The following is an 18,110-nucleotide window of genomic DNA, read 5'->3' on the forward strand; positions in this document are numbered from 1 at the left end:
CTTTCCGCTTCAAAATAAAAAAAGAAAAAGCTTCGTCAAAGTTTAAACCTTTGGCGAAGCCTACTAGAAAAGAAACCTTAGCAAGTTAATGTCTTAGAATCTTAGCATCTCTTAAAGAAAATCTGCATCAGAAACTCCTTCATTTATTTTGATATCAGACATTTTGATATCCAATTCAAAACCTACATTCTGAATTAAATTAAAAGGAACTTTTACACCTTTTACTTCTTTGTAATCATTGAAGTTTGTGATTTGCGTAACCGATTTTCCGCCTTGCTCGCGAACTTTAGATTCTGCCACTTTTAATCCAGATTTAATATCGTAGAAATAAGTTGTTTTGCCGTTTTTAATTGCATAAGCATCACTTCCGTTTATAGGTTCGATGTTATCAACTTTTAAATCAGTTCTTTTTACTAATTGAAGTTCTTCAAAAGGAGCAGCATTTGCTTTCATTTCTTTTAAATCATCGCCTTCTAAATTTTTGCGCTGACCTTGTTGCTCAATATAAGCGCCTTTTTCATTTACAACTTGTTTCATCAAACTCATGGTTCCCATAGCAAGCGAAACCATCATTTTGCCTTTTGAATCCAATTTTGAAGTAAAAGTCAGTGGAGTAGGAGCTTGCGGAATCGTTGTACTTCCATTCATATAAAGTGTTTTTACTGAAGTGACTGCTTTTTCGCCTCCAATTGCTTTAATATAATTTTCGAAAACTGTTTTTGCTGTAACACTTGCAGGAGCTTCTTTTTTAGTTGCAGGTTTCTCAACCGGATTTCCGTATTTATCAAAATAATAAATCGGAATTTGAAGTTTTTCGATACCTGAAATTACATCAGAACCTTTTCCAACAATAACAATTCTCATATTGTCAAGTAGGAAATATTTGTTTGCAACACGATAAATATCATCGGCCGTTACATTATTTATGGTTTGAATGTATTTTTCATAGAAATCAGCAGGAAGTTTTTCTGTTTCGATATTTAAAGCATAACGCGCAACAGCCTGAGGTTTTTCAACCTGCATTACAAAACGCCCAATATATCCGGCTTTCACATTTTTCAAGACATCTTCAGAAACTTTTTCAGTTCTGATTCTTTTGATTTCTTTGATAAATTGAACAACAGCGCTATCAGTAACTGTGTTTCTAACAGCTGATGAAGCTTTGAATTTAGAAACATATTTACTGGCTCCAATGCTTGAATTTGCGCCATATGTCCAAGCATGTTGTTCGCGTAAATTCATGTTCAGATAACTATTGAAATCGCCACCTAAAATTTGATTTGCAATTACAGCAGGGAAAAAATCAGGATCGCTCATTTTTAAGTTTACCGTATTTACCAATGAAATTTCGGATTGAACGGCATTTGGAACATCTACAAAATCAATTTGAAGTTTAGAAGCGTTTTCTGGATTCGGGTAGGTGTTTTTTGGAGCCGACTGTTTTTTCCACCCACCAAAGAGTTTTTCAACTGAGGTTTTTACATCTTTAAATTTTACATCTCCTATAACAACTAAATAAGCATTTTCCGGAACGAAATATGTATTGTAATTTGTCTGAACATCATCAAGAGTTACATTTTTTACCGTTTCTTCAGAAAGATATTCTCCAGAAGGATGATTTTTTCCAAAAGCCAAAACATCAACAACGCGATTTGCAATTGCCGGAACACTTTTTTCTTCTGCTTTTAATCCTTCAATCAATTTTGCTTTTTCTTTGTCGAATTCAGTTTGAGTAAAATTGGGCTGTAAAACGCCTTCTGCCAAAAGCTCTAAAACGCGCCCAGAATATTTAGAAAGCGAACTTGCAAAAGCACCTTGTGAGGTAAAGTTGATGTTTGCTCCATAGAAATCAATTTCTTCGTTAAAAGCTTCTTTAGTTGTTTTTTTGGTTCCGTTTCCAATTAAACTACTGGTCAATTCGTCAACACCTTTTTTGTTGCCTTCGGTAAAAGGGGCGTTGTCTAATGTTAAATTGAAACTAACTCTTGGCAATTTATGGTTTTCGACAACTAAAACTTTCATGCCGTTTGCCAACACAAAAGTTTGCGGCTTTTTAATGTTGACTACTGGGGCGTTTCCTGGTTTCGGTTGTGGACGATCTTGTGCTATCATAATTCCTGTTAGGAAAAAAAGGATTAAAAAAGGATATATTTTTTTCATGATTCGATACTTCTTAGTTTTGAGATTTTGCAGTTGGAATATAATCTAAAATCAAGCGTTGGTTTGGATTCAAATATTTCTTTGCAACTTCTCTGATTTCTTCTCTTGTTATAGAGTGGTAAATGTCAATTTCAGTATTAATTAAATTTACGTCTCCATAAAGCAAATAATAAGAAGCAAGATTTTCTGCAATTCCTTCTACGCTTGAATTCGCATTCACAAAATTATTATCGAATTTATTCTGTAATTTTTCGTAATCTTTTTCAGAAATCAAATCGGTTTGGATTTTTACTATTTCTTCATCCATTTCTTTTAAAATGTCTGCAGTTGTATTTGGAGCCATTGGCAATCCATATAATATGTAAGTTCCATAATCTTCCTGACTAAAACCAACAGCACCAATTTGAAGTGCCATTTTTTTGTCGTCAACAATTTTTTTATAAAGTTTAGAGCTTTTCCCGTCACTTAAATAGGAAGAGATTAAATCTAAAACTCTCGCGTCTCTGGTTTTCATTGACGGCGTTCTGTACGAAGCAACAACCATCGGGATTTGAATATTTGGATCTTCGTAGGTCGCTTTTATAGTTTGTGTAATAGGTTCTTCGGTATAGACTTGTTTTTTTACTGTTTCGCCTTTTGGGATTGGTCCGAAATATTTCTGAACCCATTCTTTCGCTTTTGTTTTATCGAAATCTCCGGCAATGACTAAAACAGCATTGTTTGGTGTATAGAATTTTTTATTGAATGCCTGAAATTCTTCAAGAGTTGCAGCGTCTAGATCTTTCATTGAACCAATAGTGGTCCAGCGATAAGGATGATTTTTAAACATGTTCTTTTTAACCTCAGGAAGAATATTTCCATAAGGTTGATTGTCGTACCGCATTCTTTTTTCTTCCTTAACAACTTCATTTTGCGTATCAACGCCAATTTTATTAATAATAGGATGCATTAATCGTTCTGATTCCATCCACAAACCTAATTCTAAATTGTTTGATGGGAAAACTTCATAATAATACGTTCTGTCGTCAGAAGTATTGGCATTGTTGACACCTCCGTTTGCAGTAACGATTTTCATCCATTCGCCGCGTTTGATATTTTGAGTGCCTTCAAATAATAAATGTTCGAAAAAATGTGCAAATCCCGTTCGGTCAGGACGTTCGTCTTTTGAACCTACGTGATACATTACAGATGTAATAACGACAGGTGCCGACGGATCGTTATGCAAAATTACATGCATTCCGTTATCTAGATTGTATTCTTCAAAAGCCACCTTTTGAGCATGTGCTACTCCTCCAAGCATTAGTGCTGCACTTAACATCATTATTGAATTTTTCATATAAGATTAATAAATTTATGATACCTAAAATAAGTAGGTAGCAAAAAGTTGATTATAGTTACTCCAAAAATAGTGTTTTTTGTGTATTATTTTAGAACTTATGCCTTTATCATTAAAAATTAATAAAAATTTACTTATAATTTTGATTTTAAAAACCTTAAAAAGAGTTGAAAAACAGCTGTTAAACATGAAAAAAATATTTTTGTACCGAGGGATTGCGTAGTAAATTATTAGTTGTATATTTGCAACCTTAAAAATCAATAAATCAATTTGATATGTATGCAATCGTAGAGATAGCAGGGCAACAATTTAAAGTAAGCAAAGACTTAAAGGTTTATGTTCACCGTTTAGCTAACGAAGAAGGTTCAAGAGTTTCTTTTGACAAAGTTCTTTTGTTAGATGATAATGGAAATGTAACTTTAGGCGCCCCAGCTATAGAAGGTGCTTCAGTAGAAGCTAAAGTGTTACAACACTTAAAAGGTGATAAAGTTATCGTTTTCAAAAAGAAAAGAAGAAAAGGATACAAAAAAAGAAATGGTCACAGACAATATCTTACTCAAATTGTAATTGAAGGTATTACTGCAGCAGGAGGAACTAAAAAAGCAGCAGCTAAAAAAGCAGTTGTGGCAGAAGAAGTAGCTACTGAAGAAGTAGAAGCTCCAAAAGCAAAAAAAGCAGCTCCAAAAGCAAAAAAAGAGACTACTAAAGAATAATAACAATATTTAAACTCATACGTCATGGCTCACAAGAAAGGTGTCGGTAGTTCGAAGAATGGTAGAGAATCAGAATCAAAACGTTTAGGCGTTAAGATTTATGGTGGTCAAGCTGCTATTGCTGGTAACATCATCGTTAGACAAAGAGGTTCAAAACATAATCCAGGTGAAAACGTTTACATCAGTAAAGATCACACACTACACGCAAGAGTAGCTGGAGTTGTTAAGTTCCAAAAGAAAAGAGATAACAAATCTTATGTATCTATTATCCCATTCGAGGCATAATAATCAAAGATTACTTTTTATAAAAAACCCGTTCAGAAATGATCGGGTTTTTTGTTTTATAATTGTGAATTTATCCAGTTTGTTATCTCGAGGAAATCTCCGTAGAAATTAATGTAAAGTTAATCTTGATTGTAACTTGAGGAAGTGCCTAGTTTCTTTGGATTGCAGCGGTGAATAATAAAAAAAACCTTTGTAAAAGTTTTAAATTTTAACAAAGTTCCGTGGAGTATTTTCAAATTGGAATTTAAAGCATTTATTCCTCAGTATCTTTAGTTTCTTCCAAATCCTGAGATTTCTTTCCAACTTTTATTTTTGGATTATCCTGAGTTCCGGTCACCATAAGAGGAATCCCGAAAATACCCAATGGAGGTAATCCTAAACGCATTTTTAAGTTGAGTTTTCCGTCTAAACTTGTTGTGCCTTCAATTCTAGGTCTAAAGCCTGCAAATTTGAATTTAAAGCGTTCTACGGTCATGATATTGTTCTTGATTGTAGTTTTAATGTCCACTTTGGAAACATCAGGATTTTTCATCGATTCCGAATTGGTTTCTTTGCTTACTGCGTTAAACATTTTCAATCCTCTAACTTTTACATCTTTTACAGAAAGTGTTCCGCCTCCTGTTAATGAAGGATAAACGGGTTCCATTTTTCCGTTCAAACGACCTTTTAGTTTATAGTCTAAAGAAACAATTCCTTGTGCTTTTTCAGCGGCACTGGCCATTTTTCTGAAAACTTCTATTTCATTGTAAGCTCTTTTAATGTCAAAATCAGAAGCTTTTATAGCATAATCGAAATTTGCTTTTTGAGGTGTTACGGCTTGATAATTAGCATTCATTGCAACATTGCATCCAATTAAATTGAAACCAGTATTCTGCATTGTCAGCTTGCCATTTTTCATGCTTAAATTTCCAGTCGCATTTTGCAAATTAAGTTTATCGAAATTGACTTTCTGTGCATTGGCTGTAAACTGCAAATTTAAGTTTGACGGAATTATGATAACTCCTGTTTGAGTAGTTTCAGTTTTTTTAGATTCTTCTGGCGAGCTTGGTTTTGTTGTTACAGATGTATTCGGATTTGTGCTGGACATGAATTCGTCTACATTAATATATCGGGATGTAGAAGTAAAAGCGCCTTTTAAAATGCCAGTATTTGTAGTCGCGTAGTTAAATACATTTTGCAAATAACCGTTCATTCTAAAATCAGATTTTCCATATGCGGCCAAAAAATTGTTGAAATACATCTTGTCCTGGTTAATTTTGAAAATTCCCTGCTTGATAATGAACTTTTTAGGAAGATATTCAGATGTAATACCGATATTTCGCAGTTCAAGAGTTCCTTTGTTATGCAGTTTGCTGTAATTTCCTTTTTCGGCATCGCTTTGTTTTCCTTTTAAAACAACATCGGCTTTTACAAATCCATCTAAATCTAAACCTTTTTGAGAAAAAACTTTGTAGATTTTATTGACATCTAATTCTCCTTTGGCTTTTATGTCATAGGTCAAATCATCAAAATTGCTTAAATCTGCTTCTACAAAAACTGGTTTTCCTTCAAAGGTAAATTGCGCTGGCTTTAGTTTTACTTTTAAATCGTCATAGGTTCCTTTTTGATTGTCAATTCTCAATTTAACGGTAATATTTGTAATTGCGTTTGGATAATAAGGCGTTTTTAGATAACCGTTTTCTAAATTAATAGTTCCTTGCGTTTTTGGGAAAAGTCTGTTTTTTTGGTCGAATTTTCCATTAACAACGGCATCTCCATTAAGATTTCCTTTTAATACGATATTTGGAATTCCAAGAGCTGACATTAATTTCCCAAGATCTATTTTTGCTTTTAAATCAGCATCAATATTCGGCGTATTTACACCGACTACGTGAAATTTAGATTTCAAATAATCCTTATTGATGTTTAGTGACAGATTTTTGGCGTCAATATCAGCCAAGTCCGGATTTAGATTTGGAACTCTGGTTTTAATATCTAAATTCAAATTTGAAACCGGAAATGCGCTTTTGTTGTAATTTACAAATCCGCTGTCGATTTTTACGTCAAGATCAAGTTCAGGAGCAATATTTTGAGACGCTATATAATCTCCTTTTAATGTCAAAAGAAGATTTGTGTTTCCTTTTAATTCGGTTTTAGAAAGCCAAGTTATGTATTTTGGAGGGAACGCAGTAAAAACGTCGTTAAGTTTGCTGTTTTCAGATTTTATGACAAAATCCATATTGTAACCGTCTTTCAAGAAGTCAAATTTTCCTTTAAAATCAACCAAAAGCTGATTAATTTTTAAGTTATTTTGCTGGAAGAAAAACGACAGCGAATTTACATTTACCTTTGTAATTAAGTCGGCATCGACCTTTTTGTTCATTAGGTACGGTTCGTCTTCATAGATAACATTTAGCTTTTCGATTTTAGCTTTTGAGTACAAATCAAAAACCGATTTATTTAAATCTCCTTTTCCTAAATAATCAAAACCAAAAGCATCAAAATGAACTTTAGTCGACTGATCGTCATAAATTATTTTACTGTTTAAAATTTCAATTCGCTCCAATTTCAAAGCTGTTTCCGTGCTGTCTTCAGGTTTTGAAGTGGCTTTAGATTTGTAGATATTGTAATTTGCCTCGCCTTTTGAATTTACTTTTACATTAATAAAAGAATCCGATAAATAGATTTGATCAATTTTTACGGCTTTGCTGAAAACAAGGCTGGCAACGTTTATTCCAAAAGAAACCTCTTTTGCTGTAATGAATTTTTCCTTTGCATAAGGTGCAGATCCATTAAGGTTTAAGTCGCTTAATGTCAGTGTCAGTGAAGGGAAATGATGGAAAAATGAAACCGAAACATCAGAATAATTTAATTCTGCGCTAAGCCTTTCATTTGCTGTTTTTTTAATTTGTTCTTTGATTTTATCGGCAAAAACAATCGGAGTCAAAAAAAGCAGAGCAATAATAACTGCGAAAGTTATTCCAAGATATTTTGCTGTTTTTAATAAAATAGATTTGGTTTTGCTTTTGGACATGATAAAATATTTAGATTAGAAAAAGGGTAAAAAATGGTAAAACTAGAGTTGTTTTATCCGTGAACCGTTTCTTTTTTGCCATAATTGGTAATGATTGAACCTTCATATTCAATCCACTCTTTCCAGCGTTTGTCAATATCGATATTGTCTTGGTATTTTCTAGCGAATCCTAAAAAAGTAGTATAATGACCAGCTTCAGAAATCATTAAATCACGATAGAATTTAGCCAATTCTTCATCTTTGATGTTTTCTGAAAGTACTTTAAAACGCTCACAACTTCTGGCTTCGATCATGGCCGAAAACAATAATCGATCGCAAAGTGCGTCTCTTCGGCTTCCGTCCTTTTTCATGAATTTAAAAAGTTCATTTACATAATGATCTTTTCTTTCGCGTCCTAAAGTGAGTCCGCGCTTTTTGATTACATCATGAACCATTTGTAAATGCTCTAATTCTTCTCTGGCAATTACGAGCATTTCGGTCACTAACTCCTCTAATTCAGAGTTATACGTTACGATACTGATTGCGTTTGAAGCCGCTTTTTGTTCGCACCAGGCGTGATCCGTTAAAATTTCTTCGATATTTGACTCAACGATATTTACCCAGCGAGGGTCAGTAGCTAATTTTAGTCCCAACATAATTTCCCAGCATTTATTTACTGCAAAATTAGTGTTTTTTTATGAGCGAATCTTGGGAAATTGGGTGCAAATCCGCGCAAAAAAGCATTATTTTGTAATATGAAACAAATATTATGAATCAGATAAAAAAACTTTTAATAATTGGTTTTGTGTGGCCAGAACCAAATTCTTCTGCTGCCGGTGGAAGAATGATGCAACTGATTTCGATTTTTAAGGAAGACGGATTCGAAATTACTTTTACCAGCGCCGCGCAAGACAGTGATTTTATGGTTGATTTGTCTGAATTTGGAGTAACAAAAAAAAGCATCGAACTCAATTCATCAAGTTTTGATGATTTTATAATCGAATTAAATCCAGACGTTGTTTTGTTTGATCGTTTTATGATTGAAGAGCAATTTGGCTGGCGAGTTGTCGAAAAATGTCCAAAAGCAATCCGAATTTTAGATACTGAAGATTTGCATTGTTTGAGAACGGCAAGACAAAAAGCTTTTAAAGAAAATCGAACTTTTGAACTTTTTGATTTATTGTCTGAAGAAGTGGCGAGACGTGAAATCGCTAGTATTTTAAGATGTGATTTTTCTTTGATTATTTCTCAATTTGAAATGAATGTTCTCAAAGATGTTTTTAAAATAAGCAGTGATTTGTTGTTCTATCTTCCATTTTTAGTCGAAAAAATGAATGAAGAAGATCTTCAGAAATTGCCTTCTTTTAGTGATCGAAAGAACTTTGTTTTCATCGGAAATTTTCTTCATGAACCGAATTGGAATACCGTTCAATATCTAAAAGAAGCCATTTGGCCTTTTGTAAAAAAAGATTTTCCAGAAGCCGTCTTAGAAGTTTACGGCGCTTATCCGTCACAGAAAGTACTGCAGTTGCATCAGCCTAAAAACGGTTTTTATATTATAGGAAGGGCAGAGGATGCAAATGAAGTGGTGAAAAATGCGAGAGTTGTTTTAGCTCCAATTCGTTTTGGAGCAGGTCTAAAAGGAAAATTATTAGAATCCATGCAATGCGGAACACCAAGTGTAACAACGTCAATTGGTTCTGAAGCTATGCATTCAGATTTGCCTTGGAATGGTTTTATTGAAGATGAACCAGAGGAGTTTTCAAAAAAAGCAATTGCGCTTTATAAAGATGAGAATCTCTGGGAACAATCTCGAAATAACGGAATTGCAATTATTAATAAATGTTATCAAAAAAGCAGTTATTCAAATGAATTAATTACATTGATAAATTCCCTTTTAATTAATTCTGAAAGCCATCGACTTCATAATTTTATGGGCAATTTATTGCAACATCATGCTTACAAAAGCACCATGTATATGTCAAAATGGATTGAGGCTAAGAATAAATAGATTAGTTTTTAGTCGCAGTTTTCAGTTTTGTAGTTGCTTAAAAATGTGACTTAAAACAGGAACTCTAAACTAAGCTTCCATTTTTCCAAATCCTACCGTTTCGCGATACATTTGAGGCGAAACATCGGCATTGGTTTTAAAGAAACGACTGAAATAATGTTCGTCGTCATAGCCTAATTCGTAAGCGATTTCTTTGACCGTTTTGCTGGTTAGATATAATTCTCTTTTAGCTTCAATTATTATTCTTTCTGAAATTAAATCGGTAAGCGTTTTGTTGAAATAATTCTTCGATAATTTGGCTAAAGCTTTTGGAGAAATATTCAGTAAATCGGCATAATTTCCCGCCGAATGTTTGGTTTTAAAATTGAGTTCAATAGCATCTTTTAAGTTTTGAAGAATAATAGGTTCTTTAGAATCTGGAACTGATTTGATTTCTTCTAATTGCTCGGTTTTTAATCTTGAAGCCGTAATTAAAAAGATTTTCAAATACGAAATAAGTAATTCATATTGTGCTAATTCAGCATTTTGAATCTCGGCTTTCATTTGTTCCAAAACCATTTTAAAGGTTTGAGAAGCCTGTTCCGTAACCTTTACATAAGGTGGCTGGTAAATGTTGTTGAATAAAACACCGTTACATGAAACTTCTTTCTGATGCATGTGAATACAATAAAAATCAGGGTGAAAATGAATCGCAATTCCTTCAATTGGCTCGTTTACACAAAGCATAAATGGTTGATATGGGGAAAAGGCGAGAAGTGAATTTTCTCCAAATTGATGTTCTGCAAAATCAGCTTTTACTTTGCCTTTTCCTTTGGTTACCCAAATTAATGAGTAATAGTTGTTCCGCTGTAAATGGTCAAAATGGCTGTTGTCGTCAAACGAAAGAATTTTGAAGGCCAAATTACCATTTTGAGGATTTATTAAAGTGAAAACATTTTGCGGGCTCATATCTTGGTTCTTTTTTGAAAATATAAAGATAGTTATGAAATAAATTCACAACTATCCTTATAAATTGTTTTTTGTTATAGTGACTTTGCTTTTTTAAATTATACTGCTGGAAAATCAATTTCAGTATTAGCAAGATTATTGAAGTAGTTTGTTAAAACATTCAAAGCTACATGTGCAATAGTTTCGGCAATTTCAGCGTCAGAAACTCCTGCAGTTTTTGCTTTATTTACATCTTCATCATTTACTAAACCATTTTTACTAATTAATGTTTTTGCTAATTGTAAAACCGCTTCTGTCTTAGCATCGGTAGAATTTCCTGATCTTGCTGCTTTTAAAACTGCTGGATCTGCTTTTACTAATTTTTCTCCAATAAAAGTGTGAGCTGCCAAACAGTAATCACAAGAATTGCTTTCTGAAACTGCTAAAGCAATTAATTCGCCAGTTTTTGCACTTAATTTTCCGTGGCTCAAAGCACCGCTTAAATTTAAATATCCTTCAAGAACTGCTGGGGAATTTCCCATTGTTCTCATCATGTTTGGTACAACTCCTAATTTAGCTTGGACTGCGTTGAATAAATCTTTAGTTTTTCCTGTTACTTCTTCTGGGTTTAATGCTGTTAATCGTGTCATTTTATTTAAATTTTTAAGTTGTTATTTGTTATTGTCTTTTGACATTACAAAGTTGCGACGATTACAGATTTTAGAACATGGAGAATGTACGCTATGTAATGGATAATTTTCCCTGACTGTTTTTTCAGCAGCTAATCCAGCTTTCCGTTTCATCCCGATAGCTATCGGGACAAAACCCTGATTTTTCTAAGTCATAAAACGAGCTTCCGTTGGTCGCTGTTTTCTGGCAAGAAAAATGAGGGTTTTGAGCTCCGGGCTTTCCACTTCAATCTGGGCTAGGGCACTCGTTTTTATAAGATTGTTTTTGTTTATTTTATCAGCAATGAAAAGCTTTGTGTTTAGTAAACTTTGTCAAAGTTCGTAGCAAAGCTTTTTCGCAATCTTGTCATTCCTCGTTCCTCGGAATGACAAATAATACTTAAAAAAAAAATAGGCTGTTCCTTAGGAGCAGCCTATTTTGAAATTATATTATTGAAAGTTTATTTCAAGACACCTTCAACGGCCTGAATTGTAGTAGCATGGTAACCAGATTTAGCTTTTTCAAAAATCTGTTTTGCCCAAACTTTTTCTTCAGGAGTTTTAACCATTTCTTTATATAACATCATCACAGATCCAGTTCTGCTTATTCCAATCAAAAATTGTTCAATTGCAGGATATGCTGGTTTGTATTGATGTTTTAATACCTGAACAAACCATTGGCGCTTGATAATGAAGTTTCCACCTTTTGTAAAGTTGAATTCTTTGTCAATTGCGTCCATTTCTGTGACTGTAATGTCAGCAGGAAGATGGTCTATAAAATGTTGTTTTTCGGCAGTCGTTGTAATTTTTTTGCTCAAACCTGTAACGCCAGTTTCTCTCCAACTTTTTTGGATTGCATCAATAGCGTCAAAATCAGCTGAACTTACCGGAAGAATGTTTGATGGGATTCCAGGTTTATAAATCCAGTATTCTAATTTGATTTTATCAGCTAAGGCTTTGTCGCCTTTGATTAAATTTTCATTCAAATATTTTACAAAATCTTCTGTAGTAATTGACTTGAATGCATGCGAATCAAAATAATTCTTAATAAACGGATCGAATTTCTCGCGTCCGACAGCGTTTTCAATAACTCTTAAAAAGGCATATCCTTTAACATAAGGAATTTGACTGATTCCGTCGTCTGGATTTCTTCCTGTTAAACTAACTTTTAATCTTGTATCTGGGTTTGTATCGCCATATTCTGCAACATTATCAGTCAATTCTTTGTTTGTGATAACGTTTTGCATTTCAAATTCTTTCTTTCCGAAAATAGCTTCTCCAATTCTGTGTTCAACATAAGTTGTAAAACCTTCGTTAAGCCAAATATCATCCCAAGTTGCGTTTGTAACTAAGTTTCCGCTCCAACTGTGACCTAATTCGTGTGCCAATAAACTTGTTAAAGAGCGATCGCCAGCTATAACTCCCGGAGTTAAGAAAGTTAGATTTGGATTTTCCATTCCACCATAAGGGAAACTTGGAGGTAAAACCAAAACGTCATAACGCCCCCAACGATAAGGTCCGTAAAGTTTTTCTGCAGCATTTACCATTTTTCCAAGTTCGGCAAATTCCCAAGCTGATTTTTTTAGCATCGATGGTTCTGCATAAACACCAGTTCTATTGTCGATTGCTTGAAATTCGATATTTCCAACTGCAATTGCCATTAAATAAGATGGAATTGCTTTATCTTGTTTGAAAGTATAAACGCCAGTATCATTCTTCTTCTGCGGATTTACAGCGCTCATAATCGCTAATAAATCTTTAGGAACTGTAACTTTTGCATTATAAGTAAAACGAATTCCTGGCGAATCCTGACAAGGAATCCAAGTACGGGACCAAACACTTTCGCCCTGAGAAAAAACAAAAGGGTTCTTTTTGTCTGCTGTCTGTTCTGGTTTTAGCCATTGCAATGCTACACCATCTTTAGTGGTGTTGTAATAAATGTTTACTTTAGTTGTATTTGGTTCAATTGTAATATGAAGTGGTTTTCCATGAAATTCAGTGGCTGCGCCAAGCTCGAATTTGGTTTCTTTTTCATCGTCACCTAAAGTTACTTTTGTAATATTTAAAGTGTTTTCGTCAAAGATGATTTCATTTCCTTTGCTGATGTTGTCAATCTGCCAAGAGGCTTTTCCTGAAATAGTCTGTGTATCAAAGTCTACTTTAATATCAAGATCAAGATGTTTAACAACAGCAAGTTTTGGCTTCGAATAACTGTGTTCATCGACAATTGTTGTTGCTTTTTCGGTTTGTTCTTTTTTCTGGCAGGCAATTGCTGTCAGAAATAAAGCGGCAAGAATTAATTTCTTCATATTGGGAGGTGTTGAATTAGAGGATGAAAATTAAACAAAAAATCCCGTTTTGAATAAACAAAACGGGATTTAATTAAATATAACCTTCGACTTCGCTCAGGCTGACATAAGAAAATTACGCCAACATTGTAACTGGGCTTTCGATGTATTGTTTTAATGTTTGTAAGAATTGAGCACCAGTTGCACCGTCAATTGTTCTATGGTCACAAGCTAATGATAACATCATTGTGTTTCCAACTACGATTTGACCGTTTTTAACTACTGGTTTCTCAACAATTGCACCTACTGAAAGGATAGCAGAGTTTGGTTGGTTGATAATTGAATTAAATTCAGTTATACCAAACATACCAAGGTTAGATACTGTAAAAGTACTTCCTTCCATTTCTTGTGGCCCAAGTTTTTTGTTTTTAGCTCTTCCGGCAAGATCTCTTACTGAACCGCCAATTTGAGATAAACTCATAGCATCTGTAAACTTCAATACAGGAACTACTAATCCGTCTTCAACAGCTACAGCAACACCAATGTTTACGTGGTGGTTGATGATGATAGCATCTTCTTTCCAAGTAGAGTTGATTTTTGGGTGTTTTTTCAATGCTAAAGCACAAGCTTTGATTACCATATCGTTGAAAGATACTTTTGTATCTGGAACGCTATTGATAGCAGCTCTTGCCTGCATAGCTTCGTCCATGCTTACTTCGATCACTAAGTTGTAGTGAGGAGCAGTAAATAAAGATTCAGAAAGGCGTTTAGCGATAATTTTACGCATTTGAGAGTTTTTGATCTCTTCTGTGAAAACTTCGCCAGCGGGAACAAATACTTTTGGTGCAGCAGGAGCAACAGTTTCAGCTTTAGGAGCAGTAGAAGTTGCAGCTGCGGCTGGCTGTGCTTGTGCAGATGGAGTAAAGTTCTCGATATCGCTTTTCACGATACGTCCGTTTTCTCCAGAACCTTTAACTTGGTTCAATTGAATTCCTTTGTCAGAAGCAATTTTCTTAGCTAAAGGTGAAGCTAAAATTCTTCCGTCTGAAGTATTGTTTACAACTTCTGGTGCTTTTTCTGCAGCAGGAGCAGCTTTTGTTTCTTCAGCAGCAGGAGCACTTGCAGGTGCAGCACCTCCGGCAGTATAATTGTCAGCAATTCCAGCAATATCAGTTCCTGCAGGTCCGATAATAGCTAATAAGCTGTCAACTGGTGCAGTGTTTCCTTCTTGAATTCCGATATATAATAATGTTCCAGAATTGAAAGACTCAAACTCCATAGTCGCTTTGTCTGTTTCAATTTCTGCTAAAATATCACCTTCAGCTACAGTATCACCAACTTTTTTCAACCAAGTTGCTACTGTACCTTCAGTCATTGTATCACTCAAACGTGGCATAGTTACAACTACAACACCTTTAGGCAATTCAGTTGCTGCTTTTGCAGGAGCAGCAGCTTCAGTTTTTGCTTCTGCAGCAGGAGCATCCGCTTTTGGTGCTTCAGCAGCTGGAGCGTCACCACCAGCTAAAAGAGCAGAAATATCTTCTCCTTCGTTACCAATGATTGCTAATAATGAATCAACCGGAGCAGTTTCTCCAGCTTGAATTCCGATATGTAAAAGAGTCCCTTCGTTAAAAGATTCGAACTCCATTGTTGCTTTGTCTGTTTCAATTTCAGCTAAGATATCTCCTTCGCTAATTTTGTCGCCTACTTTTTTAAGCCAAGTCGCTACCGTTCCTTCCGTCATAGTATCGCTCAAACGAGGCATTGTTACTTTAATCGCCATGATGTTATAGTTTATGAGGTGTAAATGGATAGTCTTCTTGTGCGTATACTACATCGTATAATTGTTGTAAGTCTGGGTATGGAGATTCTTCAGCGAATTTCGCACACTCTTCAACTAAGTCTTTAACTCTTTGGTCAATAACTTCAATTTCTTCTTCTGTAGCATATTTTTGATCCATGATTACATCAAGAACTTGTGTAATCGGGTCAATTTTTTTGTACTCTTCAACCTCTTCTTTAGAACGATATAGTTGTGCATCAGACATTGAGTGTCCTCTGTAACGGTACGTTTTCATTTCAAGGAAAGTTGGTCCATCTCCGCGACGTGCTCTTTCGATAGCTTCGTGCATTGCTTCAGCAACTTTTACTGGGTTCATTCCATCAACAGGTCCGCAAGGCATTTCATAACCTAAACCTAATTTCCAGATGTCAGTGTGATTTGCAGTTCTTTCTACAGAAGTTCCCATTGCATAACCGTTGTTTTCAACGATAAATACAACTGGAAGTTTCCATAACATCGCCATGTTGAAAGCTTCGTGAAGAGAACCTTGTCTAGCAGCACCATCACCAAAGTAGGTCATAGTAACGCCACCAGTGTTGAAGTATTTGTCAGCGAAAGCTAAACCTGCGCCAACTGGGATTTGTCCCCCTACGATTCCGTGTCCTCCGTAAAAACGGTGTTCTTTAGAGAAAATGTGCATAGAACCTCCCATACCTTTAGAAGTCCCTGTTACTTTTCCTAAAAGTTCCGCCATTACATTTCGAGGATCAACTCCCATACCAATTGGCTGAACGTGGTTTCTGTATGCGGTAATCATTTTGTCTTTAGTCAGGTCCATAGCGTGCAATGCACCGGCTAATACAGCTTCCTGACCATTATATAGGTGTAAAAAACCTCTAACTTTTTGTTGAATGTATAACGCTGCAAGTTTGTCTTCAAACTTTCTCCAAAGCAGCATGTCTTCGTACCACTTTAAATATACTTCTTTTGTAACTTCTTTCATCTGAATTCTTTCTTTTGCTAAAGTTTGTTTGTGTTATCAATTGTTGCCTATAACGCAAAATAGTTTCCTCCCACAAATTTGCGCCCGAAAGGTCGGGATGCAAAAATAAGACATTACATTTAAGAACTAAAATTTAATGGCTACTTTTTGGCTTTTTTTTACAAGAACTTTTTGTCGAACATAAAAGGGAGCAAATTTTTCAGGGATGCTGATTTATAAACTTCGCCAATTTCACCCATAAAATAGATTTCTATAGGGGTGTCTTGTTTGATTTCATATTCTGCAATTGATTGGCGGCAAGAACCACAAGGTGGAATAGGAGCAGTGGTTTGATTTGTGTCTGATGCTGCTGTAATCGCTATTTTTAAGATTTTAGCTTCAGGATAAATACTTCCCGCATGAAAAATCGCCACGCGTTCTGCGCATAATCCTGATGGATATGCTGCATTTTCCTGATTAGAGCCTAAAACTATTTTTCCATTATCTAATAATAAAGCTGCTCCAACTTTAAATTGTGAATAGGGAGCATAGGCTTTTTTCCGAATCTCCACAGCTTGGGTCATTAAATCCTGAATTTCCTCTGAAAGTTCTTCAATGCCACTGTAAACTAAAAAGGATGACGTAATATTTATTTCTTTCATTGTTTTTATGGGAAAAAAAATCCAAATTCCTAAAAATAGAAATTTGGATTGTTATTGTTTTTATATTTAGATTGTTTAATATTCTTCGTATTTGTCGCCAAAGTTAAACGTTAAAGAAAAACGAAGCGTGTTTTCTAACGGATTTTTAACTTTTGAAGTTGAGAATAAGTATGAAACGTCAACTTTTACGATGTTGTATTTGAAACCAGCACCTAAAGAAAAGAATTGACGAGCTCCTTTTTCAGGGCTTTCGTGGAAATATCCTGCACGAAATGCAAATGAATCTTGATACATATATTCTCCGGCAAGACTATAAGTTACTTCTTTTATTTCTTCACTAAATCCGCCTGGAGCATCTCCAAAAGATTTAAACATTCCTTGAAACCAACCTATGTCATTATATTTGTTGTAGGCAATTGTGCTTTGTTCCTGTGCGCTTTCCCCTGGGTCAGTAAAATCACCATCTCCGTTTAAATCTAACGCTGCTTGTTGCCCCGGAGGAGTTGGCACAAGTAATTTTGTAAATTCAACGCTAACTGCAAATTTATTGTAATCGTCAAGAATAAAATCAAATCCTCCTCCTAAACGCATGTTGGCAGGTAAAAAGTTTGAGCTTAAATCATCATTGTCGTAGCTGATTTTAGGTCCCATATTCTGGAAGTTGAACCCCGCTCTCCATCTTCCGTTGAAATCACTATAAGCAATTTCTTCAGATTGATAAAATCCGGCAACATCAACTGCAAAGGATGTTCCTGCGGTTGCATCTACATCTTCTGAGGCAACTCTTAAGTTAGAGCGTATATATCGTGCTCCAACTGCCATCGAAAAGGTTTCACTTAGTTTTTGCGAATAAGATCCGTCTAAAGCAAATTCATTTGGCGATACAATATTCGGAACTTCATTCGGGTCGCCAGTTTTTCTTAACTCGATATCTCCAAAGCCAAAATAACGAAAGCTCCCTGCAAAGGCGCTTCGGTCACTAATTTTGTTGTAATAGGTTAATTGACCAAGTGAAATATCATTGGCTAAATCAGTTAAATAAGGAGTATAACTGATAGAAAGTCCTTGTGCATCTTTAGAAAATGCATATTTCGCAGGATTCCATTGTTGAGAGAAAACGTCAGCGGAAGTAGCTACGCCCTGATCAGCTAAACCTGCCGCTCTTGCATCAGCAGCAACTAATAAGAAAGGAACTCCAGTGGTAATTGGTCTGGTTTCTTGGGCTTTAGCGTAGGTAACAATTAAAAGACAAATTAATAAAAGTGATATTTTTTTCATTTATGGGACTAATGTTTTTTGGTGG

General features: G+C 34.9%; 14 protein-coding genes. 3 read left to right on the forward strand and 11 right to left on the reverse strand.

What is annotated here, in order from left to right; translation table 11 throughout:
* Window positions 1–111 precede the first annotated feature (111 nt).
* The gene (locus ACWA1B_RS04965; protein ID WP_456904719.1) at window positions 112–2,160 is read right to left on the reverse strand and encodes a M16 family metallopeptidase; all 2,049 of its coding nucleotides are present in this window, start codon (window positions 2,158–2,160) and stop codon (window positions 112–114) included.
* Window positions 2,161–2,173: 13 nt separating this feature from the next.
* Window positions 2,174–3,496: a M16 family metallopeptidase gene (locus ACWA1B_RS04970; RefSeq protein WP_456904720.1), complete on the reverse strand. Its 1,323-nt coding sequence runs from the start codon at window positions 3,494–3,496 to the stop codon at window positions 2,174–2,176.
* 275 nt (window positions 3,497–3,771) lie between these two features.
* Between ACWA1B_RS04970 and rplU the strand changes: the two genes are divergently transcribed.
* Both rplU and rpmA read left to right on the forward strand, forming a co-directional pair.
* On the forward strand, window positions 3,772–4,209 hold the full coding sequence (rplU, locus tag ACWA1B_RS04975; RefSeq protein WP_456904721.1) for a 50S ribosomal protein L21: 438 nt from the start codon (window positions 3,772–3,774) through the stop codon (window positions 4,207–4,209).
* Window positions 4,210–4,233: 24 nt separating this feature from the next.
* Window positions 4,234–4,494, forward strand: coding sequence for a 50S ribosomal protein L27 (rpmA, locus tag ACWA1B_RS04980; protein ID WP_012023622.1), 261 nt, complete (start codon window positions 4,234–4,236; stop codon window positions 4,492–4,494).
* Window positions 4,495–4,747: 253 nt separating this feature from the next.
* On the opposite strand, the gene ACWA1B_RS04985 is transcribed toward rpmA, so the two are convergent.
* The gene (locus ACWA1B_RS04985) at window positions 4,748–7,507 is read right to left on the reverse strand and encodes a hypothetical protein (RefSeq protein ID WP_456904722.1); all 2,760 of its coding nucleotides are present in this window, start codon (window positions 7,505–7,507) and stop codon (window positions 4,748–4,750) included.
* Between the two features lie 53 nt (window positions 7,508–7,560).
* A complete protein-coding gene (locus ACWA1B_RS04990; RefSeq protein ID WP_057117541.1) occupies window positions 7,561–8,142 on the reverse strand; it encodes a MiaE family protein in 582 nt (193 codons plus the stop codon).
* Between the two features lie 113 nt (window positions 8,143–8,255).
* On the opposite strand from ACWA1B_RS04990, the gene ACWA1B_RS04995 reads away from it, so the two are divergent.
* Complete coding sequence (locus tag ACWA1B_RS04995) at window positions 8,256–9,497, forward strand: glycosyltransferase (protein ID WP_456904723.1); 1,242 nt, start codon at window positions 8,256–8,258, stop codon at window positions 9,495–9,497.
* A 69-nt stretch (window positions 9,498–9,566) separates the two neighbouring features.
* Here the strand turns inward: ACWA1B_RS04995 and ACWA1B_RS05000 are convergent, their stop codons facing one another.
* From ACWA1B_RS05000 to porV, 7 genes are all read right to left on the reverse strand, one after another.
* Window positions 9,567–10,445: a helix-turn-helix domain-containing protein gene (locus ACWA1B_RS05000; RefSeq protein WP_456904724.1), complete on the reverse strand. Its 879-nt coding sequence runs from the start codon at window positions 10,443–10,445 to the stop codon at window positions 9,567–9,569.
* A 98-nt stretch (window positions 10,446–10,543) separates the two neighbouring features.
* Window positions 10,544–11,074 (reverse strand): carboxymuconolactone decarboxylase family protein, encoded by a 531-nt coding sequence (locus ACWA1B_RS05005; protein ID WP_456904725.1) that lies wholly within the window; start codon window positions 11,072–11,074, stop codon window positions 10,544–10,546.
* A gap of 479 nt (window positions 11,075–11,553) precedes the next feature.
* Window positions 11,554–13,401 (reverse strand): hydrolase/aminopeptidase, encoded by a 1,848-nt coding sequence (locus ACWA1B_RS05010; protein WP_456904726.1) that lies wholly within the window; start codon window positions 13,399–13,401, stop codon window positions 11,554–11,556.
* 115 nt (window positions 13,402–13,516) lie between these two features.
* Window positions 13,517–15,163, reverse strand: coding sequence for a dihydrolipoamide acetyltransferase family protein (locus tag ACWA1B_RS05015; RefSeq protein WP_456904727.1), 1,647 nt, complete (start codon window positions 15,161–15,163; stop codon window positions 13,517–13,519).
* A gap of 4 nt (window positions 15,164–15,167) precedes the next feature.
* Window positions 15,168–16,166, reverse strand: a complete 999-nt coding sequence (gene pdhA / locus ACWA1B_RS05020; RefSeq protein WP_057121318.1) for a pyruvate dehydrogenase (acetyl-transferring) E1 component subunit alpha — start codon at window positions 16,164–16,166, stop codon at window positions 15,168–15,170.
* 158 nt (window positions 16,167–16,324) lie between these two features.
* The gene (gene cdd / locus ACWA1B_RS05025) at window positions 16,325–16,807 is read right to left on the reverse strand and encodes a cytidine deaminase (RefSeq protein ID WP_456904728.1); all 483 of its coding nucleotides are present in this window, start codon (window positions 16,805–16,807) and stop codon (window positions 16,325–16,327) included.
* Between the two features lie 75 nt (window positions 16,808–16,882).
* Entirely contained in the window at window positions 16,883–18,085 is a 1,203-nt protein-coding gene (gene porV / locus ACWA1B_RS05030; RefSeq protein WP_456904729.1) for a type IX secretion system outer membrane channel protein PorV, read from the reverse strand.
* Between the last annotated feature and the right edge of the window lie 25 nt (window positions 18,086–18,110).

Source organism: Flavobacterium xizangense (genome assembly GCF_054075145.1).